The sequence below is a fragment of the Methylovorus glucosotrophus genome, assembly GCF_009858335.1.
Classification (GTDB): domain Bacteria; phylum Pseudomonadota; class Gammaproteobacteria; order Burkholderiales; family Methylophilaceae; genus Methylovorus; species Methylovorus glucosotrophus.
Map to the genome: position 1 here is coordinate 1696011 of NZ_VMSE01000001.1, position 24310 is coordinate 1720320.

19 protein-coding genes are annotated in these 24310 nt (G+C 56.2%); 10 read left to right on the forward strand and 9 right to left on the reverse strand.

The features are described from left to right. Positions 1–16: 16 nt before the first annotated feature. On the reverse strand, positions 17–646 hold the full coding sequence (gene lolA, locus FNL37_RS07920) for an outer membrane lipoprotein periplasmic chaperone LolA (RefSeq protein ID WP_159355745.1): 630 nt from the start codon (positions 644–646) through the stop codon (positions 17–19). A 3-nt stretch (positions 647–649) separates the two neighbouring features. Beyond that, positions 650–2953 (reverse strand): DNA translocase FtsK, encoded by a 2304-nt coding sequence (locus FNL37_RS07925; protein ID WP_425325804.1) that lies wholly within the window; start codon positions 2951–2953, stop codon positions 650–652. A gap of 242 nt (positions 2954–3195) precedes the next feature. Between FNL37_RS07925 and FNL37_RS07930 the strand changes: the two genes are divergently transcribed. The 7 genes from FNL37_RS07930 to FNL37_RS07960 all read left to right on the forward strand — a co-directional run bounded on the left by FNL37_RS07930 (position 3196) and on the right by FNL37_RS07960 (position 11532). After that, a complete protein-coding gene (locus tag FNL37_RS07930) occupies positions 3196–3660 on the forward strand; it encodes a Dps family protein (protein WP_013442045.1) in 465 nt (154 codons plus the stop codon). Positions 3661–3715: 55 nt separating this feature from the next. After that, entirely contained in the window at positions 3716–4666 is a 951-nt protein-coding gene (trxB, locus tag FNL37_RS07935; protein ID WP_013442044.1) for a thioredoxin-disulfide reductase, read from the forward strand. Between the two features lie 164 nt (positions 4667–4830). After that, complete coding sequence (locus tag FNL37_RS07940) at positions 4831–5352, forward strand: Smr/MutS family protein (protein ID WP_015829935.1); 522 nt, start codon at positions 4831–4833, stop codon at positions 5350–5352. A gap of 52 nt (positions 5353–5404) precedes the next feature. Further along, entirely contained in the window at positions 5405–5800 is a 396-nt protein-coding gene (locus tag FNL37_RS07945; protein WP_159355747.1) for a VOC family protein, read from the forward strand. Between the two features lie 205 nt (positions 5801–6005). Beyond that, positions 6006–7292 (forward strand): TolC family protein, encoded by a 1287-nt coding sequence (locus tag FNL37_RS07950; RefSeq protein WP_159355748.1) that lies wholly within the window; start codon positions 6006–6008, stop codon positions 7290–7292. Between the two features lies 1 nt (position 7293). Further along, complete coding sequence (locus tag FNL37_RS07955; protein WP_159355749.1) at positions 7294–8412, forward strand: efflux RND transporter periplasmic adaptor subunit; 1119 nt, start codon at positions 7294–7296, stop codon at positions 8410–8412. Between the two features lie 12 nt (positions 8413–8424). Continuing rightward, entirely contained in the window at positions 8425–11532 is a 3108-nt protein-coding gene (locus tag FNL37_RS07960) for an efflux RND transporter permease subunit (protein WP_159355750.1), read from the forward strand. 106 nt (positions 11533–11638) lie between these two features. Here FNL37_RS07960 and ispF read toward each other — a convergent pair whose 3' ends face one another. From ispF to FNL37_RS07995, 7 genes are all read right to left on the reverse strand, one after another. Next, the gene (ispF, locus tag FNL37_RS07965; RefSeq protein ID WP_013442038.1) at positions 11639–12121 is read right to left on the reverse strand and encodes a 2-C-methyl-D-erythritol 2,4-cyclodiphosphate synthase; all 483 of its coding nucleotides are present in this window, start codon (positions 12119–12121) and stop codon (positions 11639–11641) included. Beyond that, entirely contained in the window at positions 12118–12837 is a 720-nt protein-coding gene (ispD, locus tag FNL37_RS07970; RefSeq protein ID WP_159355751.1) for a 2-C-methyl-D-erythritol 4-phosphate cytidylyltransferase, read from the reverse strand. The genes ispF and ispD overlap by 4 nt, the downstream gene beginning before the upstream one ends. Before the next feature lie 121 nt (positions 12838–12958). Continuing rightward, a complete protein-coding gene (locus FNL37_RS07975; RefSeq protein WP_013442036.1) occupies positions 12959–13183 on the reverse strand; it encodes a formate dehydrogenase subunit delta in 225 nt (74 codons plus the stop codon). After that, positions 13180–14040, reverse strand: coding sequence for a formate dehydrogenase accessory sulfurtransferase FdhD (gene fdhD, locus FNL37_RS07980; RefSeq protein WP_159355752.1), 861 nt, complete (start codon positions 14038–14040; stop codon positions 13180–13182). Before fdhD ends, FNL37_RS07975 begins: the two co-directional genes overlap by 4 nt. A 6-nt stretch (positions 14041–14046) precedes the next feature. Continuing rightward, positions 14047–16893, reverse strand: a complete 2847-nt coding sequence (gene fdhF, locus FNL37_RS07985; protein WP_159355753.1) for a formate dehydrogenase subunit alpha — start codon at positions 16891–16893, stop codon at positions 14047–14049. Positions 16894–16913: 20 nt separating this feature from the next. Further along, a complete protein-coding gene (locus tag FNL37_RS07990; RefSeq protein WP_013442033.1) occupies positions 16914–18464 on the reverse strand; it encodes a formate dehydrogenase beta subunit in 1551 nt (516 codons plus the stop codon). Then, a complete protein-coding gene (locus FNL37_RS07995) occupies positions 18464–18934 on the reverse strand; it encodes a formate dehydrogenase subunit gamma (protein WP_015829927.1) in 471 nt (156 codons plus the stop codon). The genes FNL37_RS07990 and FNL37_RS07995 overlap by 1 nt, the downstream gene beginning before the upstream one ends. A 412-nt stretch (positions 18935–19346) precedes the next feature. Here FNL37_RS07995 and adh point away from each other — a divergent pair, with 412 nt between their 5' ends. The 3 genes from adh (at position 19347) to FNL37_RS08010 (ending at position 24145) form a co-directional block, all read left to right on the forward strand. Further along, complete coding sequence (gene adh / locus FNL37_RS08000; protein WP_159355754.1) at positions 19347–20867, forward strand: aldehyde dehydrogenase; 1521 nt, start codon at positions 19347–19349, stop codon at positions 20865–20867. Between the two features lie 115 nt (positions 20868–20982). After that, positions 20983–21357: a DUF779 domain-containing protein gene (locus tag FNL37_RS08005; RefSeq protein WP_013442030.1), complete on the forward strand. Its 375-nt coding sequence runs from the start codon at positions 20983–20985 to the stop codon at positions 21355–21357. A gap of 178 nt (positions 21358–21535) precedes the next feature. After that, positions 21536–24145 (forward strand): sensor domain-containing protein, encoded by a 2610-nt coding sequence (locus FNL37_RS08010; RefSeq protein ID WP_159355755.1) that lies wholly within the window; start codon positions 21536–21538, stop codon positions 24143–24145. The last annotated feature ends 165 nt before the right edge of the window (positions 24146–24310 follow it).

Here is a 24310-nt window from a genome sequence, read left to right on the forward strand (position 1 = left end):
GTCCGCAGGGAAAAGGCTACTCGCCTACGACGTCCGCACCGGCAGGCGGCACGAAGCGGAACGCTTGCGCGGCCAGCGTGGGGTTGCGCTCAATCTGGCTGAATTCGATAAGCGTGCGGTGACCAAAGCTATCCAGCAACTCCATCTGCGCCAGCTGGTCGCCCTTGAAGCCGATCATGATCTGCTCGAAGCCGCTTTCCTTTTCGCGTGGCGTCGCCTTCACCCATTCCAGCCCGCCCTGGTTACCGCCATCCTGCAGGGCAAAGCTTTTTTCCATTTCCTTGCTGCCGGCCAGCATGGCAGCCGGGCTGGAGCCGATGGCCTTGCTAAGCGAGCGCACCGTCACCTGGTTAAGCTCAGGGTCGTACAGCCAGACCTTTTGGCCATCGCCGACGATTTCTTGCACATAGGGTTTCTGGTAATCCCAGCGAAATTTGCCGGGGCGTTGCAATTGCATATTGCCGGTTACTTCCTGCACCTTGCGGCCTTGCGCATCGGAGACGGTCTGCTTGAATTGGGCCTTGAGACCGACCGTATTCTGGTAAAAGGCCTTGAGCCGCTCGGGGCCATCGGCCTGTGCCAAAGCAGGGGCCAGCATGATGGCGCTGGAGAAAGCCAGCAGAAGGGTATTCAGAAAAGATCGCATCAGTTACTCGCTATGGCTGTTAGGGGCTAAAACTTCACGGTTACCGTTGCTCTGCATGGCAGAGACCAGGCCCGCACGTTCCATGTCTTCAATCAGGCGGGCAGCGCGGTTGTAGCCTATGCGCAACTGGCGCTGCACCGAGGAAATGGAAGCACGACGCGACTTGAGCACAATCGCCACGGCTTCATCGTACAACGGATCGGCTTCACCACCGCCGCCACCTTCGCCGCCATCCCCCACATCGCCACCTTCTTCGGTGGCACCGGTGAGGATGCCTTCAATGTAGTTGGGCTCGCCCAGGGTCTTGATATGCTCGACCACGCGATGCACTTCCTGATCCGACACAAAGGCGCCATGGACGCGCTGCGGATCGCTGGTGCCGGGTGGCTGGTACAACATGTCGCCCTGCCCCAGCAAGGCTTCGGCGCCCATCTGGTCAAGAATGGTACGCGAGTCGATCTTGCTGGATACCTGGAAGGCTACGCGCGTCGGGATATTGGCTTTGATCAGGCCGGTGATCACATCCACCGACGGCCGCTGTGTTGCCACCACCAGGTGGATGCCGCAGGCACGGGCTTTCTGCGCCAGACGGGCAATTGGTTCTTCCACCTTCTTGCCTACGACCATCATCAGATCGGCCAGTTCGTCGATGATAACGACGATGACCGGCAGTTCTTCCAGCGGCTCGGGGCTGTCCGGCGTGAGTGTAAATGGATGCGGAATGCTCTTGCCATCCTTGGCGGCATCGCGGATTTTCTGGTTATAACCGGCGAGGTTACGCACGCCCAGCACCGACATCAGCTTGTAGCGACGCTCCATTTCGGCCACGCCCCAGTTCAGCGCATTGCCGGCCTGGCGCATGTCGGTAATCACCGGCGCCAGCAAATGTGGAATGCCGTCATACACCGACAGCTCCAGCATCTTGGGGTCAATCAGAATCAGGCGCACCTTGCTGGGCTCTGCCTTGTACAGCAGGCTCAGGATCATGGCATTGATGGCAACAGATTTACCCGAACCCGTCGTACCCGCGACCAGCACGTGCGGCATCTTGGCAAGGTCAGCCACCACCGGTTTGCCGGAAATATCCTTGCCCATGGCGATAGCCAGCGGCGAATTCATGTCGGCATACACCTGCGAGCCGAGAATCTCGGAGAGGAACACCACCTGACGCTTGGGATTCGGAATCTCCAGGCCCATATAGGTTTTGCCGGGAATGGTTTCCACCACGCGCACGCTGATCACGGACAAGGCGCGTGCCAGATCCTTGGAGAGATTCGCCACCTGGCTGCCTTTGACGCCAGCAGCAGGCTCGATTTCATAGCGGGTAATCACCGGGCCGGGCAAGGCCGCAATCACCTTGACCTCAATGCCGAAGTCCATCAACTTGCGCTCGATCAGGCGCGAGGTGAATTCCAGGGTTTCAGCAGACTGCACTTCCACCACCCCACTGGGTTCATCCAGCAGATGCAATGGAGGCAAGGGAGAATCCGGCAAGGTTTCAAACAAAGGCGTCTGGCGCTCTTTTTCAATACGGTCGCTCTTGGGAATCTCCAGCGCAGGCGCTTGAATCTGGATAGGCGGCCGGTCTTCGGTGCGCTTGCGCTCGTTATCAACAAATTCGGTGCGCAGCTGCTCGGCCACCTTGCCCAGCTTGCGGTCCTGCCTGTCCTGCCATTTGTTGCGCACATAGGCATACGCCCACTCCAGGGCGCCACCCAGTTTTTCCGTCATCATGATCCACGACCAGCCGGTAAACAGGCTGAAGCCCACCGCCATCATGAGCAGCAACGCCATGGTCGAGCCAGCAAAGCCGAGCATGCCGCGCAACAAGCCATCGAAAACGCTACCGAGCATCCCGCCCGGCCCTAAAGGCAATTGCGCAGGCAAAGCTACCAAATGCCCAGACTCCAGGCTGGCAGACGCCACAAGCAACAGGCCAAAGCCAATGAAATTAAGCAATAACAGCGGCTTGCGCGTAGCCGCGACGACTTCCAGACGCAAATACACCAGCCAGATGGCATAAAAGGCAAACACCGCCAGCCACCAAGCCGAGAAACCAAACAGGTAAAGCAGAATATCCGACAGCCAGGCACCCACCGTACCGCCTGCGTTATGGGTCACCGCAGCATCGCTGGCGGTGTGTGACCAGGAAGGATCATCGCGCTGGTATGTCACCAGGATAATGGTGAGGTAGAGACCAACAACCACAAGCCCAAGCCACCAGGCTTCCTTGACGATGCCCGGTGTTTCGGTACGGGGCGTCTCGCGCTTGCTGTTTAAAGGGAGATTTTTTTTCTGGAAGAACAAGATGATCAGGCTATCCGGACAGTGGTTGAGCAACAATAAATCATTAACGGTTATTATATAAATAACTAGCGAATTATATCAGTTATGGCTGGTACTGCTTGTATTCCTCACACGCCGGTTAGCGATACTTATCAGGCAAATTTACAGAATCAATTTGCACTATTAATTTCGAGAACCTACCATACATAAAAATTGTCTGGCATAACGTTAACCACAACAAAAGAAAAGGATGGATACACCTCATGGATATCGGCATCAATGAAAAAGATCGCAAAAAGATTGCTGAAGGCCTCTCCCGTTTTCTGGCAGACACTTACACGCTCTACCTCAAAACCCATTTCTTTCACTGGAACGTCACAGGTCCGCAATTCCGCACCTTGCATTTGATGTTCGAGGAACAATATAACGAACTGTGGCTGGCAGTAGATCTGGTCGCTGAGCGCATTCGCTCGCTGGATGTCTATGCACCTGGCACTTACAAGGACTTCGCCAAGCTGACTTCCATCAAGGAAACCGATGGCGTGCCCAATGCACAGGACATGATCCGCGAACTGGTCGCTGGTCACGAAACCGTAGTCCGCACTGCCCGCTCGATTTTCCCTGTTGTGGAAAAAGCATCGGACGAAGCCAGTGCAGACCTGCTGACCCAGCGCCTGCAATTGCACGAAAAAACCGCATGGATGCTGCGCAGCCTGCTGGAAAAATAAGCTTTACCGCACTATCGACACTATAGAAAAAATCGTACTCAGGAGTCTTAACATCATGGCAACAAAACACGCCCACCTGCTCATTCTGGGCTCTGGCCCTGCGGGCTACTCAGCAGCCGTTTACGCGGCGCGCGCCAACCTGAAGCCCGTGCTCGTCACGGGGATTGCCCAGGGTGGCCAGCTGATGACCACCACCGAGGTGGACAACTGGCCCGCGGATGCAGATGGTGTGCAAGGCCCCGAGCTGATGGCGCGTTTTCAGAAACATGCCGAGCGCTTCAATACAGAAATGATCTTTGATCACATTCACACCGCCAAACTCACCGAAAAGCCTATCCGGCTGATCGGCGATAGCGGCGAGTACACCTGTGATGCGCTGATCATTGCTACCGGCGCTTCGGCACAGTATCTGGGCTTGCCCTCTGAAGAAAAGTTCTCTGGCAAGGGCGTGTCTGCCTGCGCCACCTGTGACGGTTTTTTCTATCGCAATCAGGAAGTGGCCGTGATCGGCGGTGGCAACACGGCCGTGGAAGAAGCGCTGTATCTCGCCAATATCGCCAGCAAGGTGACGCTGGTGCACAGACGCGACAAGTTCAAGGCCGAAGCCATTCTGGTGGACAAGGTCATGGAGCGCGTGAAGGAAGGCAAGATCGTGCTGGAACTGCATTCCGTGCTGGAAGAAGTGCTGGGCGATGATAGCGGTGTGACCGGCATGCGCATCAAGAACAATGAAACCGGCGCCACCAAGGATATCCCCTTGCAAGGCGTTTTCATTGCGATTGGTCACAAGCCCAACACCGACATCTTTGCCGGCCAGCTGGAAATGGAAGGCGGTTACATCGTCACCAAGGCTGGTCGCAATGGCAATGCTACCGCGACCAGTGTGCCTGGCGTATTTGCGGCAGGCGATGTGCAGGATCATATTTACCGCCAGGCGGTTACCAGTGCAGGCAGTGGTTGCATGGCCGCCCTGGATGCCGAGCGCTACCTGGATCAACTGAAGTAAGGCATCGCGGCGCAAGCCACCATGCGCGCACGGCAACAGGCTCTGGCCCTGCCGTGCGTTTTTGTTTGTGATATTGCCGCTTGAGCACAAAAGCGGCTATTGTTTAACTGATTCAGTTGCTTACCTGGTAAATTTTCGTGACTGACACACCCGCAGATGACCCATTGGACGACGACGAGCTGCTTTTTCGCGAGGCAGTGAAAGGCGCTCGCCCTCTGCAATCGTCCAAGGTCACCTTTACGCCGCCACGCCCCAAACCCATCCCCAAACAATTCATACGCGATGAGCGGCAGGCCCTGATCGACTCGCTCAGCGATCACTACATCCCCGCCCATGAACTGGAGAGCGGCGAAGAGCTGCTCTATCTGCGTGAAGGCCAATCCCCCGCCATTCTGAGCAAGCTGCGGCGCGGCCACTGGGTAGTGCAGGCAGGCATAGACCTGCACGGCCTGGTCGTGGATGAAGCACGGCTTTATGTCGCCGAGTTTCTTGCCGATTGCAAGAAAAAGGGCATACGCTGTGTGCGCATCGTGCATGGCAAGGGGCTGGGCTCACGTAACCGCGAACCCATACTCAAGCACAAGCTGCGCAACTGGCTGATGCAGAAGGATGAAGTGCTGGCCTATGCCCAGGCACGTGCCAACGATGGCGGCAGCGGTGCGGTGATCGTGTTGCTCAAGGCTTGAGTGCGGGCCACGTGCCGCTTGCATTCCCCCCCCCTCCTTTCCCCAATCCATCATGAAAATTGACCATCTCGACCATCTGGTACTCACCGTCCGCGACATGCAAGCAACCATCGATTTTTATACTCAGGTGCTCGGCATGCAGCTCGTGAGATTTGGTCAAGGCAGACAGGCACTGGCATTCGGCGCGCAAAAAATCAATCTGCACCAATACCAGCATGAGTTTGAGCCCAAGGCCGAGCACCCTACCCCAGGCTCCGCTGACCTCTGCTTCATCACATCCACCCCATTGCCTGATGTCATGCAGCATGTGCAAGCATGCGGATCGAAAGTGATTGAAGGCCCAGTAGAGCGTACCGGCGCTAGCGGTCGCATCCTGTCAATTTACCTGCGCGACCCGGACGCCAACCTGATCGAAATCGCCAACCAGCTGCGTCCCGCCAGCGCCTGAAGCAGGCCGTCAACCTGCGTCAGCTCGCCCTATGCGATGGCACCAAAGCGAAGTAGAGTAGCTAGTCTCATCACACATTTTTCACATTGTGAAAAAGTATTTTTGGGTTGTAAGCAAACCATAAGGTTGCGTGCTTAGCATGCGCATCATGCCCTCATAAAGAGGTGGCAAATTTGACCTTTCGAATAGCTGCAGGAAAGTGCCCATGAAACACCGCTACATCGTATTGCTGCTTTGCACGCTGGGCTTGGTATCGCTTGCCCATGCGGATGAAACATCTGAAGTACAACCCGCCGACTTGCAACACCTCAGCCTCTCTCAGGCCGAGCGTCTGTTACAGACCAATAATCGCGAAGTACTGTTTGCCCGTCGCGCACTGGAAGGCTCGCAAGCCGACAAACTCAGTGCCGGTCAGAAACCCAACCCCGTCCTCAGCCTCAGCAGCACCAATTTCAAACTGCATGGCAGCAATGGCAATGGCGGCCTGCAGGATAAAACCCTGGACAGCATTGTGCGGGTTGACCAGTTGATAGAGCGCGGCGGCAAACGTGAGCTGCGTACCGCCGTGGCCGAAGATGCCATCAAGGCCTCGCGCTTTGACCTGCAAGACAGCATGCGCCAGCAGACGCTCAATCTGCGCTCCAGTTATTACGATCTGCTGCTGGCACAGCAGGCCGAGCGCCTGCAGCAGGAAAACCAGGCCATTTTTGACAAGGTGTTGCAGTCCGCCGAGCTGCGTCTCAAGGCAGGCGATATATCGGCCACCGATGTGGCGCGTATCCGGGTTGACGCCTTGCGCGCCAAGAACGATGTACGCCAGGCCCAGGCCGACCGCGAAAAAGCGCAAGCCATCCTGGCGTATATGATCGGGCAGGAAAAAAATGCCACCAGCCTGTATCTGACCGATGAATGGCCTACGCTGGCGAATGCACCGAATACCGGCAATACCGATATGACCTTGCTGGACCAGCGTGCTGACATTCAGGCCGCTGCCGCGCGCACCGCCCAGGCCATGGAAGCACGCAAGCTTGCCGAGTCACTGCAGACACGCGACATTACCGTGGGCGTGCAATATGAGCATTACCCGGACGACAGTCGCAACACCGTGGGCGCAGCGGTCAGCATCCCCTTGTTCACCAACTATCAGTACCAGGGCGAAATCGCCAGGGCCGAAGTCAATCTGACGGCTGCCGAAGAAGCCCGGCAACAGACGCAGGCGATTGCGCTGGGTGAAATCTCGCGCGCACGTGCTGATCTCAATGCCGCCATCGATAAAGTACGTCGCTATGATGAACAAATGCTGGCAGAAGCCAAGACAGCGGCTGATGCGGCCGAATTTGCCTATCAGCATGGCGCCATGGGCGTGACCGATCTGCTGGATGCACGCCGTGTATACCGAACCCTGCAACTGGACGCCGCCAATGCGCGCGCCGATTATGCAAAATCCCTGGCCGCCTGGCAGGCAGCCACCCAACCACAGGAAGCTCCGTAACATGAACCGCAGCATTATTTCTCTCAGCCTGATCTGCCTCAGCGTCGCCACCCCTGGATTTGCCGCCGACAAGCCGCGCATTGCCAGTCCGGCGCCTGCCTCGCAGGAGGTCGTGTTAAAACCTGGCTCAAGCCAGTTCTCCAGCCTGAAAATGGAAGCGGTTACGGCGATTCCCGCGCCTGCCAGCGAACCATTGAACGGCAAGATTGCGTTTGATGAAAACCATACTGTACGCATCAGTTCCCCCGTCACCGGCCGCGTGGTCAGCATCAGCGCGCAGTTGGGTGATACGGTGAAATCTGGCCAGGCACTGGCGGTGCTCGACTCCCCCGATTTGGGCACCGCCTTGGCAGATCACCGTAAGGCGCAAGCCGACCTGCAGCTCAAGAAACAGGCGCTGGAACGCAGCCGCCTCTTGCTGGAAGGCGGCGTCATCGCGCGCAAGGAGTTTGAAAACACCCAGGCTGACATGGCCGAATCACAGGCAGAAGCCGCCCGTACCTCCGCCATGCTGAGCAATCTCGGTACCCATGGCAGTGTGAATGGCGAGAGCTTCAGCTTGCGCAGCCCGATCAACGGCATGATTGTGGATCGTCAGATCAACCCTGGCAGCCAGGTAAGGCCAGACGCCGCCAGCCCGCTGTTCATCATCAGCGATCCCAATTCCCTGTGGGCATCGATTGATCTGCCGGAGCGTGACTTGTCCAAGGTATCGGTCGGTCAGGCGCTGGCCATTGAGGTGGATGCTTATCCTGGCGAAACCTTCAGCGGCCGCGTCTTGACCATCGGTGGCATGGTGGACCCGGCGACACGGCGCATCCAGGTGCGTTGCAGTGTAGACGGCAAGGGCCGCCTCAAGCCCGAGATGTATGCCCGCATTACCCCGCTGCAAAGCTCTCAGGAGAAAGTCATCCGCCTGCCTAACAGCGCGCTCATTACCGAAGGCTTGTATAGCTATGTGTTTGTGGAGACCTCCCCTGGCCACCTGCAAAAACGCCGCGTGGAGCTTGCAACCCAGGCCCGCGACTTTGCCACCGTCAAAAGCGGCCTGGCACTGGGCGAACGCGTGGTGACCTCGGGAGCCATTCTGCTCAATTCCGAGCTGGCCGCAGGCAAATAAGGCGATCACACCATGTTGGAAAAACTGATTACCTTCTCCCTCCAGCAGCGCGTGTTTGTGCTGCTGGGCACCCTGGCCGTGATTATTTCGGGCTATTTTGCCGTTCAAAACCTGCCGATTGAGGCCTTCCCCGACGTAGAAGATGTGCACGTAGGCATCGTCACCCAGGCTGCCGGGCTGGCCCCGGAAGAAGTCGAGCGCGTGGTCACGCTGCCGATTGAGCATGAAATGAGCGGCGTGCCTCACCTGATACAGATGCGCTCGGTATCCATTACCGGCCTGTCTGTAGTTACCCTGACCTTTTCCGAGCATACCGATGACTATTTCGCCCGTCAGCAAGTGCTGGAGCGCCTGCAGGGCGTTGGCTTGCCCGCGGCTTACCAGCCGACCCTCGCGCCGCTGACCACCGCGGTGGGCGAAATCTACCGCTATCTGGTCGAAGCGCCCAAGGACATGCCGCAACGGGAAATCCGGGCGATTCAGGATTGGCAGATCATCCCCATGCTGCGCACCGTGCCCGGCGTGGCTGACATCACCAGCTTTGGTGGTGCGGTCAAGGAATACCAGGTCAGGCTTGATCCTTATCTGCTGAAGAGGTTTGATATCAGCATTGACCAGGTCAACCAGGCTCTGGGCAACAACAGCAGCAACGTCGGCGGTGGCCTCATGCACCGCGGCGACGAAGCGCTGGTAGTGCGCGGCATCGGCCTGTTCAAGAGCATTGATGATATTGGCCAGACCGTGATCACCTCGCGCGATGGCCGGCCGATTGTCGTCAGCGATGTGGGGCAGGCCGTGATTGGCGACAAGACCCGCTCCGGCATTGTGTCCTATAACGATCGCGATGACGTGATTGAGGGCATTGTGCTCATGAACAAGGGCCAGAACCCGGCCAAGGTGATTGAAGCGCTGCGCGAAAAAGCCAAGGAGGTGAATGCCAAGCTGCCACCTGGCGTGCGCATTGCCCCCTTCTACGACCGCACCAGCCTGATCGATCATACGGTGCATACCGTCACGGAAAACCTCATCGTCGGTGCCCTGCTGGTAGTAGCGATCCTCATCGTCTTCCTGCGCAACTGGCGTGCGGCGCTGATTGTCGCCAGCGTGATTCCGCTGTCGCTGTTGTTCGCCTTCATCATCATGGATATTCGCGGCGTATCAGCCAACCTGATTTCGCTGGGCGCGGTGGACTTCGGCATCATCATCGATAGTGCCGTGGTGCTGGTTGAAGCGCTGATGGTGCGGCTGGCGGTGACCGAGCTGGACAAATTCCCGCAGCAGGCCAGTTATGGCTGGCGCATCCATACGCTGAAGCAGACCGCCATTGAGATGGGCCGCCCTATCCTGTTTTCCAAGCTCATCATCATTCTGGCGTTCCTGCCTATCTTCACCTTCCAGCGCGTGGAGGGCAAAATCTTCTCGCCCATGGCGTTTACCCTGAGTTTTGCCTTGCTGGGTGCCATTTTGCTGACGCTGACGCTGGTACCGGCCCTGCTCTCTTACACCATGCGCCGGGAAGATATGGCCGAGAGCCACAGCCCATGGCTGGAAAAGGTGCAGCAGGCCTATCGCAACTTCCTGGTACGCATGGGCACCATGCGCAAGCGCGTGGTGATTGTTTCGGTTGCCCTGCTCGCCATCTCGGTGCTGCTGGCACCGCGGCTGGGGTCCGAGTTTCTGCCACGGCTGGATGAAGGCAATATCTGGCTCACCATCAGCCTGCCGCCTTCCACCAGTCTGGAAAAAACCAAGGAAGTGGAACGCCATGTGCGCAAGATATTGCTGGGCTATCAGGAAGTGCGTCTGGTAGTGAGCCATGTGGGTCGCCCGGACGATGGCACCGACCCCAAGGGCCCGAACAATATCGAGATCCTGGCTGACCTGAAACCTAAGGACACCTGGAAGTTTTCCAGCAAGGAAGCCTTGATCAAGGACATGTCGGCCAAGATACATACCATCCCCGGCATACCAACCAACTTCTCGCAAGTAATTCAGGACAGCGTGGAAGAAGCGCTCTCTGGCGTGAAAGGGGAAATTTCGGTCAAGATTTTCGGGCCCGACCTCGGGATTCTGGAAGCCAAGGCTGACCAGGTGGTGGATGTACTGAATGGCATCCGAGGTGCAACCGATGTGGCTGCCATCCGCATTTCAGGCAACTCGGAGCTGGATATTCAGCTGGACCGCGCCCGCATGGCACGCTATGGCCTGCAAGTGGGCGACGTTAACAGCACCGTGCAAACGGCGCTGGCAGGCAATGCCGCCAATACTTTTTACGATGGCGATCGCCGCTTTGATGTCACCTTGCGTCTGAATGAGGAATATCGCGATGCGGTGGATGACATTGCCGAGCTGCCGATTGCCCTGCCCAACAATGCAGGCAGCATTCCCCTGAGCGAGATTGCCGATATTCAGGTGAAACAAGGCGCATCGCGCGTGGGCCGTGAAGGGGTATCGCGTATTGTGGCGATCAAGGCCAACCTGATTGACCGCGACCAAGGCAGCTTTGTGGAAGAAGCCATGGCCAAGGTGAAAGCGCAAGTGGCATTGCCCCCTGGCTACAATATCACCTGGGGCGGCCAGTTCGAGAACCAGCAACGCGCCATGCAGCGGCTGGAAGTGATTGTGCCTCTATCACTGATGCTGATCTTTGTGCTGCTGTTTACCGCCTTCAAATCGGTACGCAATGCGCTGCTGGTGCTGATGATGATTCCATTCACCCTCATTGGCGGCCTGGGTGGCTTGTGGCTGGCGGGCTTGCATCTGTCGGTATCCGCCGCGGTGGGCTTTATCGCCCTCGCCGGCATCTCGGTGCAAAACGGCGTGATCATGGTGGAGCAGATCAAGCGCATGATACTGGATGGTGTAAGCGTGAAGGATGCCGTGCTGGATGGCGCCGTGGCTCGCTTGCGGCCCATCCTGATGACGGCGCTGATGGCAGGCCTGGGCCTGCTGCCTGCGGCGCTGTCGCACAGCATAGGCTCGGAAACACAGCGTCCATTTGCCGTGGTGATTGTGGGCGGTCTGGTGACAGCCACCTTCTTCACCCTGCTGTTACTGCCGTTGCTCTTCCCTACGTTCTCGGATGAAGCACGCAGCAAACCTTGGCGCAAGGAGCAATAAGCCCAGCTTTGCCAGTCAGTAGCTGGCAAAGCCAATAAAAAACGCCCGGACAGCAATGCCCGGGCGTTTTTATTGTGCGATCACAATATCGCGGATGGCGCGAATACTAGATCTGGAAGCGTTGCAGCAGACAGACAGCTTCTGCCGCAATCCCCTCTTCACGGCCGACAAAGCCCAGCTTCTCGGTAGTCGTAGCCTTTACGTTGATCGCATCGCGCAGCAAGTTACAGTCCTCGGCAATGTTGGCGCACATCTGGTCGATATGGGCAGACAGGCGCGGCGCCTGCGCCATGACGGTGGCATCGATATTCACAATGGCGTAGTGCTTGGCGCGTATGAGCTTGACCACGTGGCGCAACAGTTCGCGCGAATCAATGCCCTTGTAGCGCACATCGGTATCCGGGAAATGCTTGCCTATATCGCCCAGCGCCGCCGCGCCCAGCATGGCATCGCAAATGGCATGCAGCAGCACATCGGCATCCGAATGCCCGAGCAGGCCTTTGCTGTGCGGGATATCCACGCCGCCGATAATGCAGCGGCGCCCTTCAATCAGTTGATGTACATCAAAGCCATGGCCTATACGTATCATGCTTGTTCTCCTTGGGTCTGGTCAGCCCGCAGAATGGCTTCGGCCAGCCAGAGATCCTGCGGATAGGTGATTTTAAGATTGCGCAGCTCGCCTTGCACCAGCAGTGGTTTCAGGCCCAGCGCCTCAACGGCTTGTGCTTCATCGGTTGGAATATAGTCAGGCAGCTGTCGGGTGTGCTCCAGCGCCCGCTTCAACAAGCCATGCGGAAACATTTGCGGAGTCTGCGCCTGCCACAGCATATCGCGCGACTCAGTACGCTGCACTCTCTGTGCCCGGTCAGCGCGCTTCAGTGTATCCGCCAGTGGAATCGCCAGTATTCCCCCTACGCTATCCTGCTGCACGGCATCGATCAGGCGCTGCAACAAATGAGGTGTCAGCATGGGGCGGGCAGCATCATGCACCAGCACCCAGTCATGCTCATCCACCAGGCTCTGCATGGCGCTCAACCCATTCAGCACGGAATCCGAGCGCGTATCACCGCCCTGGTAATGCACATGCAAACGCTCAGACCTTGGCAAATCGGGCTGCGTGACCCAGATGTCATCGTCTGGATTCAGCACCACATGCACGCTGCTGATACAGGGACTGGCGAGAAAAAGATTCACGGTACGCAGCACCACGGCTTGGCCGAGCAAGGGCAGATACTGCTTGGGGAGAGAGGCTTGCATGCGGCTACCAGAGCCACTTGCCGGGATCAGGACATGACTTTTTTGCATGCCCAGATTCTAGCATGCCGACCTGGCGGAAACAGACGAAGGCAGAAACAGGAGAACATGGTTGGCTGACAGCAAGATCGCTGTCAGCCGGGCGCCGCATTTCAAACCGCAGGAAAGCAGGCTAAACCAGTTGTCCCACATGCTGGCGGACAGCATCGGTGACGATCGCATCCAGCCCCTGGCCTTGCTGCTCATTCACATGGCTGACCAGTTGCTGGCGCATGTTGTGCGCCCAGAAGCGTTTGATATGGCTGACGATTTCATTTTTTGCCAGCTCGCGATCAGGGTATGCAGAAAAAAACGTGCCAATCTGGTTTGCCATGGTAATCAGATGCTCAATATTCATGTCGACTCTTCAAAATCCCCGTAAATAATCTTTTCTGCGCCTGCATACACCACATGCTGGTGACTGCGGGTAAACCCGACCAGTGCAATCCCGCTGTTTTCTGCCACGCGAATCGCGAGGCCAGTAGGTGCCGAAATCGCCACCAGCATGGGGATCCCGGCTGTCACGGTTTTTTGCACCATTTCATAACTTGCCCGGCTGGTCGTCAGCACAAAGCCGAGCCTGTCATCCCCGGCGCGCGCAATCGCGCCTATCAGCTTATCAAGCGCGTTGTGCCGGCCCACGTCTTCGCGCACCATGCGTATCTCGCCTTCCGGACTTACCCAGGCACTGGCATGGGTAGCGCCCGTCAGCGCTTGCAGGGGTTGGCTTTTCTGTATGCTTTCCTGCGCCCGCAATATCGCTCGGTAATCAAACTTCAGGTCCGATGCCACCACTTTTTCGGGGATGCGCAAGGCCTGCTCCAGACTCTCGGCACCGCACAAGCCGCAGCCGGTACGCCCGGCCATGCTGCGACGTCGCTCCTTGAGATTGGCAAAGCACTCGCTGGCAATCTCCATGCGCAGTTCAACGCCTTTTTCCTGCGGCACGATATCCAGCCCGTAAAGATCACTGGGCTCACGCAAAATGCCTTCGCACAGCGAAAAACCGAGGGCAAAATCGGCCAGATCATCCGGCGTTGCCAGCATCACCGCATGCGAAATATCGTTATAAATCATGGCGACCGGCATTTCTTCCGCCACACGATCCTGCAAGGCGGTTACGCCATTTCCTTCCCCATCAGCACGCCACTTTCTGACGGGATAGAGACCGGTAATATCCAACCCGGTCTCGGCATTCACTAATTTCTCAGTCACACATCTCTACTCAATCCGCGCCTCTTTAGCTGTGTTTTGCGCAAAAGCAATCTGCTCTTCACTGAACTGCCGATAGCTGCGCTGCCAGTCGGAAAGCTGTGAAACACGGGTGACCTGCACTGCCGTTACCTTGAACTCGGGACAATTGGTCGCCCAGTCGGAGTTATCGGTGGTGATAACGTTGGCGCCGGATTCCGGATGATGGAAGGTGGTGTAAATAACGCCAGGCTGTACACGCTCGGTAATCTTGGCGCGTAGCACCGTTTCACCGGCACGGCTGGCAATTCCCACCCAGTCACCTTCGCTGATTCCGCGATCTTCAGCATCATGCGGATGAATCTCGACCATATCCTCAGGATGCCAGGCCACATTATCGGTACGTCGTGTCTGCGCGCCTACATTATATTGCGAAAGGATACGGCCCGTGGTCAGGATCAATGGATACTTGGCGTTGACCTTTTCGGTAGTCGGCACGTATTGGGTAATAAAGAACTTGCCCTTGCCGCGCACGAATTCGTCAATGTGCATGGTCGGCGTGCCATTCGGGAATTCATCCGTGCAAGGCCATTGCACGCTGCCCAGCTCGTCCAGTTTCTTGAAGCTGACGCCTGCGAACGTGGGCGTGAGCGCAGCAATTTCATCCAGAATGTCCGAGGCATGCTTGTAATGCATGGGGTAGCCCAGCGCCGTGGACAGCTTGGCGGTGATTTCCCAATCCTCATAGCCATTCTTAGGCGTCATAACGCGACGGACTGGCGAAATACGACGCTCGGCATTGGTAAAGGTACCGGTCTTCTCCAGGAAAGAAGCACCTGGCAGGAACACATGGGCGTACATCGCGGTTTCGTTCAGGAACAGATCCTGCACGATCACGCACTCCATGGATTCCAGCGCGTGGGTGACGTGTTGGGTATCCGGGTCAGACTGGGCGATATCCTCGCCATTGCAATACAGCGCCTTGAAGCTGCCTTCAATCGCCTGGTCCAGCATATTGGGAATGCGCAAGCCAGGGTCAGCCGACAACGGACGACCCCAGGCGGATTCGAACAAGGCACGGGTAGCATCGTCCGACACATGGCGATAGCCTGTGAACTCATGCGGCATAGAGCCCATGTCGCAGGAACCCTGCACATTGTTCTGGCCGCGCAAGGGGTTAACGCCCACGCCTTCACGCCCGATATTCCCGGTAGCCATGGCCAGGTTGGCAATGCCCATCACCATGGTGGAGCCCTGACTATGCTCGGTCACGCCCAAACCATAATAGATGGCCGCATTGCCGCCAGTGGCAAACAAGCGTGCCGCCGCGCGTAAATCAGCAGCCTGGATGCCCAGTTCGCTTTCCAGCGCTTCTGGCGAATTTTCTGGCTTGGCGACAAAGTCGCGCCACATTACAAAGGAATCCCACTCGCAGCGGGCCTTTACGAATTCTTCGTCAACCAGGCCTTCCGTCACGACCACATGCGCCATGGCGGAAATCAGCGCCACATTGGTACCTGGGCGCAGCTTGAGGTGGTAATCCGCCTTCACATGGGGTGACGACACCAGGTCGATCGCCCTTGGATCGGCCACAATCAGCTTGGCACCCTCACGCAGGCGGCGCTTCATTTGCGAACCGAATACCGGGTGACCATCCGTAGGATTGGCACCAATTACCATGATGACGTCTGACTTCATCACCGAGTCAAAGGTCTGGGTGCCCGCAGACTCACCCAGGGTTTGCTTGAGGCCATAACCGGTGGGTGAATGGCACACGCGGGCGCAGGTATCGACGTTATTGCTACCGAACACGGCACGCACCAGCTTTTGCACGACATAGACTTCTTCATTGGTGCAACGCGAAGAGGTAATCGCACCGACCGACTCTTTGCCATACTTGACCTGAATGCGCTGAATCTCACTGGCGGCATAGGAAATTGCCTCGTCCCAGGACACTTCCGTCCACGGATCGGTAATGCTCTTGCGGATCATGGGTTTTGTAATGCGATCCTTGTGTGTGGCGTAGCCCCAGGCGAAGCGCCCTTTCACACAGGAGTGTCCATGATTGGCGCCACCATCCTTGTTCGGCACCATGCGAATCAGCTCTTCGCCTTTCATTTCGGCATTAAACGAGCAGCCAACGCCGCAGTAGGCACAGGTGGTCGTCACGCTATGCTCGGGCTGACCATGCTGTATCACCGACTTTTCCATCAGGGTAGCGGTCGGGCAGGCCTGCACGCAGGCACCACAGGACACACATTCGGATTCCAGAAAATTGTTCACGCCGGAAGCGACTTTGGATTCAAAGCCACGGCCTTGAATGGTCAACGCAAAGGTGCCCTGGGTTTCTTCGCAAGCGCGCACACAACGTGAGCAGACGATGCACTTGGAAGGATCAAACGTGAAATACGGATTGGAGGTGTCTTTTTCGGCACGCAGGTGGTTTTCACCTTCGTAGCCATAGCGCACTTCGCGCAGGCCCACGGCGCCCGCCATGTCCTGCAGTTCACAATCGCCATTGGCGGCACAGGTCAGGCAATCCAGCGGGTGGTCGGAGATGTAAAGCTCCATCACACCGCGGCGAATATCGGCCAGCTTGGGGCTTTGCGTGCGGACTTTCAGCCCGTTATCCACTGGCGTGGTGCACGAAGCAGGATAGCCGCGGCGGCCTTCGATTTCCACCAGGCACAACCGGCAGGAGCCAAATGGGTCCAGACTGTCGGTCGCGCAGAGTTTGGGGACGCTCACGCCTGCGACCATGGCCGCATGCATGATGGAGGTGCCAGCAGGTACCGTGACGTCGGTGCCATCAATATTGAGGGTCACTTGCTGATCGGAATGGCTGGCTGGGGTACCGTAATCTTTTTGGTGTTCCATGGCTATCTCCTAAATACTGCTCAGGCCGCTTGTGCTTTTTTATTAAGGCCGAAATCTTCTGGAAAATGGTTGATCGCGCTCAACACCGGGTATGGCGTCATGCCGCCCAGTGCGCAGAGGGAACCATTCAGCATCGTGTCGCTGAGATCGCGCACCAGGGCAATGTTCTGCGCGTGGTCGCGGCCTTGCATGATCTTGTCCATCACTTCCACGCCACGGGTTGAACCGATGCGGCATGGCGTACATTTGCCGCAGGACTCAATGGCACAGAATTCAAAGGCATAGCGGGCCATTTTGGCCATGTCCACCGTGTCATCAAACGCCACAATGCCACCATGACCAAGCACCGCCCACAATTTGGAAAACTCTTCGTAATCCAGTGGCGTGTCAAACTGCGACTCCGGCAGATAAGCACCCAGCGGGCCGCCAACCTGCACCGCCCGGATAGGACGCCCGGTGGCTGAACCACCGCCAAAGTCATACAGCAACTGACGCAAGGTGACGCCAAAGGCTTTTTCCACCAGGCCACCATGTTTGATATTGCCTGCCAGCTGAATAGGCAGCGTGCCGCGGGAACGGCCCATACCGTAGTCACGGTAAAAAGCGCCGCCTTTATCCAGAATAATCGGCACACTGGCAAAGGAAATCACGTTATTGACCACAGTCGGCTTGCCGAACAAGCCTTCGATCGCAGGCAATGGCGGTTTGAAACGCACCAGGCCACGCTTGCCTTCCAGGCTCTCCAGCAGCGAGGTTTCTTCACCACAGACATACGCCCCGGCGGCGCGACGCACCTCAAGCTCAAAGGCATGGCCGCTGCCGAGAATATTCGGCCCCAGGTAATGCTTTTCACGGGCATGCTGAATGGCTTCATTGAGCACGGCCAGCGCATGCGGATACTCGGAACGCAGGTAGATATAGCCCTGCGTAGCCCCTACTGCCAGCGCCGCAATCGTCATGCCTTCAATCAGGACAAACGGGTCACCTTCCATGATCATGCGATCTGAATAGGTGCCGGAATCGCCTTCATCGGCATTGCAAACGATGTATTTCTGGTCGGCCTTGCAGTCGTGCACGGTTTTCCACTTGATACCCGTCGGGAAAGCCGCGCCACCGCGGCCGCGCAGGCCTGAGTCGGTCACCTGTTGCACAATCTCGGCAGGCTGCAGTGCCAGGGCGTTTTGCAAACCGCGATAGCCATCGTGCGCAAGATAATCGGTGAGGGATACGGGATCGGTAATGCCGACGCGGGCAAAGGTCAGTCTCTCTTGCTGCTTGAGCCAGGGCAGCTCATCGGTCACGCCCAGCTTCAGGGCATGGGCACCGCCATTGACAAAGTCCGCAGCAAACAGCGATGGCACATCGGCGACATCGACTGGACCATAGGCAATCCTGCCGGCAGGCGTTTCCACCTCTACCAGCGGCTCAAGCCAGAACATGCCGCGCGAACCATTACGTATGATTTCAACCGCCAGATTCTGGCGTGCTGCGTGCTCGGCAATCGCCTTGGCGACTTTTTCCGCTCCCAGTGACAAGGCACTGGAATCGCGGGGAACATAGATACGGGTCATCACACCACTCCCTTCGCTTCGGCAATAATCGCATCCAGCCGCTTGGGGCTGACGCGGCCATAGACTTCTTCATCCACGGTAATCGCCGGTGAGCAGGCGCAATTGCCCAGACAGTACACCGGCTCTAGCGTGATACTGCCGTCAGAGGTGGTCTGATGGTAATCAATGCCCAGCGATGCTTTCGCATGCGCTTCGAGTTCGGTGGAGCCCATGGACTGGCAGGATTCGGCGCGGCATATCTGGATGACATGGCGTCCGGGAGGATGCGTTCGGAAGTGGTGGTAAAAAGTGACGACGCCGTGAATTTCGGCCACAGAAAGATTAAGGGCTTTGGATATGCTGCCATAGCTCTCCTCCGGCACATATCCCACGTCGTCCTGTATGGCATGCAGCAAAGGCAACAACCCGCCAGGCAGTGCCTTGTGTGCAGTAATGTGCGCGTCTATACGCGCTGCTTGCTCAGGTAACACAACATCTCCTCTACTACAAAACAACTTGGTTTTTATTATTCGAGTTCGTTGAGACTGCCTGTTTACATTTTGATACAATTTTAGAAAGCGTGTCAAATCACAAGTTCATTAATTTTGCATGTGCTGACATGCGAATTGCCGAGCTTATGAAGCATGCCTGTGAATTAAGTTGCGCCATCAGAGTCGGAGTTGCATCAGTTCGGCTTCGCTGAAAAATGATTTATGTGGGATAGCGCTAGCCAGAAGCCATGGATTGTGCCTACACTAACCTATTAACCCCACAAAAAATCAGGTTAAGAAGGACATGCTGATCCAATCGGCATGGGCTGTACAGTAATTTATAAGTCGTTATAAAAAAATGTTTTATGTCGTTGTTTTTTAGTATTTTTCAATAACTCTTGGAGGAGTTGCTATGAGTCTGGAAAGCTTGAAGGGCCTGGGTGTTGAGATTCCATATCAGGCCAAATATGACAATTACATTGGCGGTAAATGGGTAGCTCCTGTAGACGGCGAATATTTCGATAACATCAGCCCGGTGACTGGCAAAGTGTTCTGCAAGGTCGCCCGCTCTAACGATAAGGATGTCAACCTGGCACTGGATGCGGCACATGCTGCCAAGGAAGCCTGGGGCAAGACCTCGACCACAGCCCGCTCCAATATTCTGCTTAAAATCGCCGACGCGATGGAAGCCAACCTTGAAAAAATCGCGATTGCCGAAACCATAGACAACGGCAAGCCTATCCGCGAAACCATGGCGGCAGATATCCCGCTCGCCATTGATCACTTCCGTTACTTTGCTGGCGCGGTGCGCGCTCAGGAAGGAGGCATCAGCGAAATCGATCACGACACCATTGCCTATCACTTCCATGAACCACTGGGCGTTGTCGGCCAGATCATTCCCTGGAACTTCCCGATTCTGATGGCGGCATGGAAACTGGCACCAGCCCTGGCTGCTGGCAACTGTATTGTCATGAAGCCGGCCGAACAAACGCCAGCTTCCATTCTTGTGGTTATGGAAATCATCGGTCACCTGTTGCCACCCGGCGTGCTGAATGTGGTCAACGGCTTTGGCGTAGAAGCAGGCAAGGCGCTGGCCACCAGCCCACGCATCGCCAAAATCGCCTTTACCGGCTCCACCTCCGTGGGTCGCCTGATCATGCAATATGCATCGCAAAACCTGATTCCAGTGACGCTGGAACTGGGTGGCAAATCCCCGAACGTCTTCTTTGAAGACATCATGGATGCCGACGACGCTTACTTCGACAAGTGTCTGGAAGGCTTTGCCCTGTTTGCACTGAATCAGGGCGAAGTCTGTACCTGCCCTTCGCGTGCATTGATTCAGGAATCGATCTACGAAAAATTCATGGAACGCGCACTGAAGCGCGTCAAGGCCATCAAGCAGGGTAACCCGCTGGATGCCTCTACCATGATCGGCGCGCAAGCATCGAGCGAGCAGGTAGAGATCATCATGTCCTACATCAAGCTGGGCCGTGAAGAAGGCGCAGAAGTACTGACCGGCGGCAACGTCACCAAGCTGGCTGGCGAACTGGGCGAAGGCTATTACATCGAACCTACCGTGTTCAAGGGCCATAACAAGATGCGCATTTTCCAGGAAGAAATCTTCGGCCCTGTGCTGTCGGTAACCACCTTCAAGGATGAAGCCGAGGCTCTGGCGATTGCCAATGACACCATGTACGGCCTGGGTGCCGGTGTGTGGACGCGTGATGGCAGCCGTGCCTTCCGCATGGGCCGTGGCATTCAAGCTGGCCGCGTGTGGACCAACTGCTACCACCTCTACCCTGCGCATGCCGCCTTCGGTGGTTACAAGCAATCGGGTATCGGTCGTGAAAACCACAAGATGATGCTGGATCACTACCAGCAGACCAAGAACCTCCTGGTCAGCTATAACCCTAACGCACTGGGCTTTTTCTAAACCCTGGCTGTTTTAAGGTGTCATACCAGCGAGAGCGACGGAGCTATTACCCGTCCTCTCGCTTTTTCATTTTTATTGTGTGCTACATTCAGTAGCGCTTGAACAGGAGTTACCTATGACAGCAGCACGTATTGTGGCAACCCCCGCAGCAGAAGCGCTTATTGATGAGCTGAAAGCCAGGCATGGCAATCTCATGTTTCACCAGTCCGGTGGCTGTTGCGAAGGCAGCGCCCCCATGTGTCTCCAGGAAGGTGAATTCATGATAGGCAGCTCGGATGTCAAACTGGGCGATGTGCATGGTGTGCCTTTTTATATGGCGAAATTCCAGTTTCAATACTGGGAGCATACGCACATGACACTGGATGTGATTGCCGGTCATGGCGGCATGTTTTCGCTGGAGCAGGCAACCGGCAAACATTTCATCATACGTTCCCGACTGTTTACTGACGAAGAATGGCACCAGCTCGCCCCGATTGAAAGCTGCAGTTAGCCAAAACCAGAGGTAAACGTTACCCTAGCCACACACGAGCTTTTCAATAAAATACGGCACAATAGCAAGCTGATTATCAGCAAACTGACTATTCCGACCAACCCATCGCACACGGTCTTAATAAACACGGCCCAGCCACTTTGAGCGTTATGCAAAGCAGCCAAGCCTATGGAAACCGATGAAACTCTTTAGCCGAAAACTACGCTATGCAGCCATTCGCATCCCGCTGATCTATTGCGTATTTGCGGTACTGTGGATCATGGCGTCGGATCAGATACTGGCATTACTCCTCCCCGAAGCCGCCAGCATTACCCATTTTCAAACCCTCAAGGGCTTGCTGTTCATTCTGCTCACAGCCGCCCTGCTCTATCATCTGATTCACCGCCAGCAATTGCTGGCATCGCGTTATAACAGTCTGACGGTGCATGCTAATGACAGCATTCTGCTGTTCGACCATCAGGGCAAACTGGTGGATGCCAATGACCGTGCCTTGCGCATGTATGGCTACACGCGCGATCAGATGCAGCACATCCACGCCCGCCAGCTGTTGCCGGATGCCGCCAGCGATTGGCGCAGCTCCTTTCTGGCAGAGGCGCAGCATAACGGCATTATTTTTGAATCCGAGCACAAGCATGCGGATGGCAGCACTTTTTCGGTAGAGGTCAGCGCCTGTCTGCTGAAAATTGGCGGTAGCGATTATATTCAGGCCATTGTCCGGGATATTACCGAGCGCCTGCGTGTTGTCGAAAAACTGCGTGAGAGTGAGCAGCTTCTCGCCCATATGTCGGCCATTGCTCATATCGGTGGCTGGGAATTTGATGTGGAAACCGGTATTGGAAGCTGGACGCGGGAAGTCGCGCATATTCATGGAGTGGAGTTCAAGGACAACATTTCTGCCGAATTCGGCCTTGGATTTTATGAAGCAGAATGCCGCGTGAAAATTGAAGCCGCCATTCAGCAAGCTATTGAACATGGCAAGCCTTACGACCTGGAGCTGGAACTGGTCACCGCCCGTGGCATCCGAAAATGGGTGCGCACCGTCTGTACGCCGCACATCATTGATGGCCGCGTGCTGAAGCTGCAAGGCTCGTTTCAGGATATCAGCGATCGCAAGGTGGCCGAAGATAAAATGCGGCTTGCCACGCTGGTGTTTGAAAATAGTAGCGAGGCCATCATGGTGGTGGATGCGGAGAGCCAGATTTTGTCGGTGAACCCCGCATTCACGGAAATGACCGGTTACACCGCGCAGGAAGTGGTGGGCAAAACGCCTAAAATCCTCGCCTCTGGCAAGCAGGACCGCAAATTCTACGAAGAAATGTGGCATTTGCTGGATAGCAATGGCAAATGGCAAGGCGAGGTGTGGAACCGCCGCAAGAATGGGGAAAGTTACGCTGAGTGGCTGACCATCGATACCATTTACAATGAACACGGAGAAGTCATCCGCCGGGTGGCTTTATTCTCGGACATCACCAAGAACAAGCAGAATCAGGAAGTCATCTGGCGGCAGGCCAATTTTGACCAGCTCACCGGCCTGCCTAACCGCCGTATGCTGCATGACAGACTGAATCAGGAAATCCTGAAAGCGGACCGCAACCATCAGATGCTGGCGGTATTGTTCCTGGATCTGGACCGCTTCAAGGAAGTCAACGATACCTACGGTCACCTGATGGGTGACCAACTGCTGCAGGAATCTGCACATCGCCTACTGCATTCCGTGCGCGAGTGCGATACGGTGGCGCGCCTGGGTGGGGATGAATTTGTGGTGATTTTGTCTGGCCTGCAAGATAAGGATGTGGTGCAGGATATTGCCCAGTCCATCCTGAAAAAATTCGACACCCCTTTTCAGCTCGACAATGACCTCACCCATGTCTCTGTCAGCATCGGGATTACCATTTATCCGGAGGATGGCAACGCGGGGGAAGTGCTGTTCAAGAATGCGGACCAGGCCATGTACGTCGCCAAAAACAATGGCCGCAATCGCTATTCCTATTTCACCGCGTCCATGCAGGCCCATGCCCAGAACCGCATGCGGCTCAGCAACGACTTGCATCTCGCGCTGCCGGGGCAGCAATTCGAGTTGTATTACCAGCCGATTGTGGAGCTCGCCACTGGTCAGGTACACAAGGCCGAAGCGCTCTTGCGCTGGCAGCACCCAACCCGCGGCATGATTCCTCCTGACAATTTCATTCCATTGGCAGAAGAGACCGGGCTTATCGTAGATATTGGCAACTGGGTATTTTACGAAGCAGCCCGTCAGGTCAAACGCCTGCAGTCGCTGCATCACGCCAGTTTCCAGATCAGCATCAACAAATCTCCCGTGCAATTTCATAACGAGACGCACGGGCATGAGGCATGGATTTCGTTTTTGCTGATGAATGATCTGCCCCGTCAGAGCATCGTGGTGGAAATTACCGAAGGTCTGCTGATGCATACCGACGAAAGTATTTCCGCCCAGCTGCTGGGGTTCCGCGATGCGGGCGTGCAGGTGGCGCTGGATGACTTCGGGACAGGCTATTCATCCCTCTCATACCTCAAGAAATTCGACATCGACTACCTGAAGATAGACCGCATTTTTGTACGCAACCTCAGCCGCAACTCCAGTGATATGGCCTTGTGCGAGGCCATTGTCATGATGGCGCACAAGCTGGATATCAAGGTGATTGCCGAGGGTATCGAAACAGAAGAGCAGCGCGAACTATTGCAACAGATCGGCTGCGATTTTGGTCAGGGCTACCTCTTCTCGCCGCCCTTGCCCGCGCCAGCCTTTGAAGCCTACCTTCGTCCCTGAAGTCTGCCGCAGAAAATGGGCAAAAAAATACCCGCCATCGGGGATAACAGCGGGTATAACAGGCTCACTCATCAGAGAGAGTCACAACATTAAGAGTCAGGAAATGTTGTGAGTTCATAATAGTGGCCTTCTGATTTCTTATCTGTCGGCATTTGTCTGATATGC

What these genes read in the sequence shown, in the direction of transcription:
- FNL37_RS07975 (WP_013442036.1), bottom strand. Translation starts at nt 13,183, where the DNA reads ATGAATATTGAGCATCTGATTACCATGGCAAACCAGATTGGCACGTTT.
- FNL37_RS07955 (WP_159355749.1), top strand. Translation starts at nt 7,294, where the DNA reads ATGAACCGCAGCATTATTTCTCTCAGCCTGATCTGCCTCAGCGTCGCC.
- FNL37_RS08010 (WP_159355755.1), top strand. Translation starts at nt 21,536, where the DNA reads ATGAAACTCTTTAGCCGAAAACTACGCTATGCAGCCATTCGCATCCCG.
- FNL37_RS07930 (WP_013442045.1), top strand. Translation starts at nt 3,196, where the DNA reads ATGGATATCGGCATCAATGAAAAAGATCGCAAAAAGATTGCTGAAGGC.
- ispD (WP_159355751.1), bottom strand. Translation starts at nt 12,837, where the DNA reads ATGCAAAAAAGTCATGTCCTGATCCCGGCAAGTGGCTCTGGTAGCCGC.
- FNL37_RS07990 (WP_013442033.1), bottom strand. Translation starts at nt 18,464, where the DNA reads ATGACCCGTATCTATGTTCCCCGCGATTCCAGTGCCTTGTCACTGGGA.
- FNL37_RS07945 (WP_159355747.1), top strand. Translation starts at nt 5,405, where the DNA reads ATGAAAATTGACCATCTCGACCATCTGGTACTCACCGTCCGCGACATG.
- trxB (WP_013442044.1), top strand. Translation starts at nt 3,716, where the DNA reads ATGGCAACAAAACACGCCCACCTGCTCATTCTGGGCTCTGGCCCTGCG.
- FNL37_RS08005 (WP_013442030.1), top strand. Translation starts at nt 20,983, where the DNA reads ATGACAGCAGCACGTATTGTGGCAACCCCCGCAGCAGAAGCGCTTATT.
- FNL37_RS07960 (WP_159355750.1), top strand. Translation starts at nt 8,425, where the DNA reads ATGTTGGAAAAACTGATTACCTTCTCCCTCCAGCAGCGCGTGTTTGTG.
- ispF (WP_013442038.1), bottom strand. Translation starts at nt 12,121, where the DNA reads ATGATACGTATAGGCCATGGCTTTGATGTACATCAACTGATTGAAGGG.
- fdhF (WP_159355753.1), bottom strand. Translation starts at nt 16,893, where the DNA reads ATGGAACACCAAAAAGATTACGGTACCCCAGCCAGCCATTCCGATCAG.
- lolA (WP_159355745.1), bottom strand. Translation starts at nt 646, where the DNA reads ATGCGATCTTTTCTGAATACCCTTCTGCTGGCTTTCTCCAGCGCCATC.
- adh (WP_159355754.1), top strand. Translation starts at nt 19,347, where the DNA reads ATGAGTCTGGAAAGCTTGAAGGGCCTGGGTGTTGAGATTCCATATCAG.
- FNL37_RS07950 (WP_159355748.1), top strand. Translation starts at nt 6,006, where the DNA reads ATGAAACACCGCTACATCGTATTGCTGCTTTGCACGCTGGGCTTGGTA.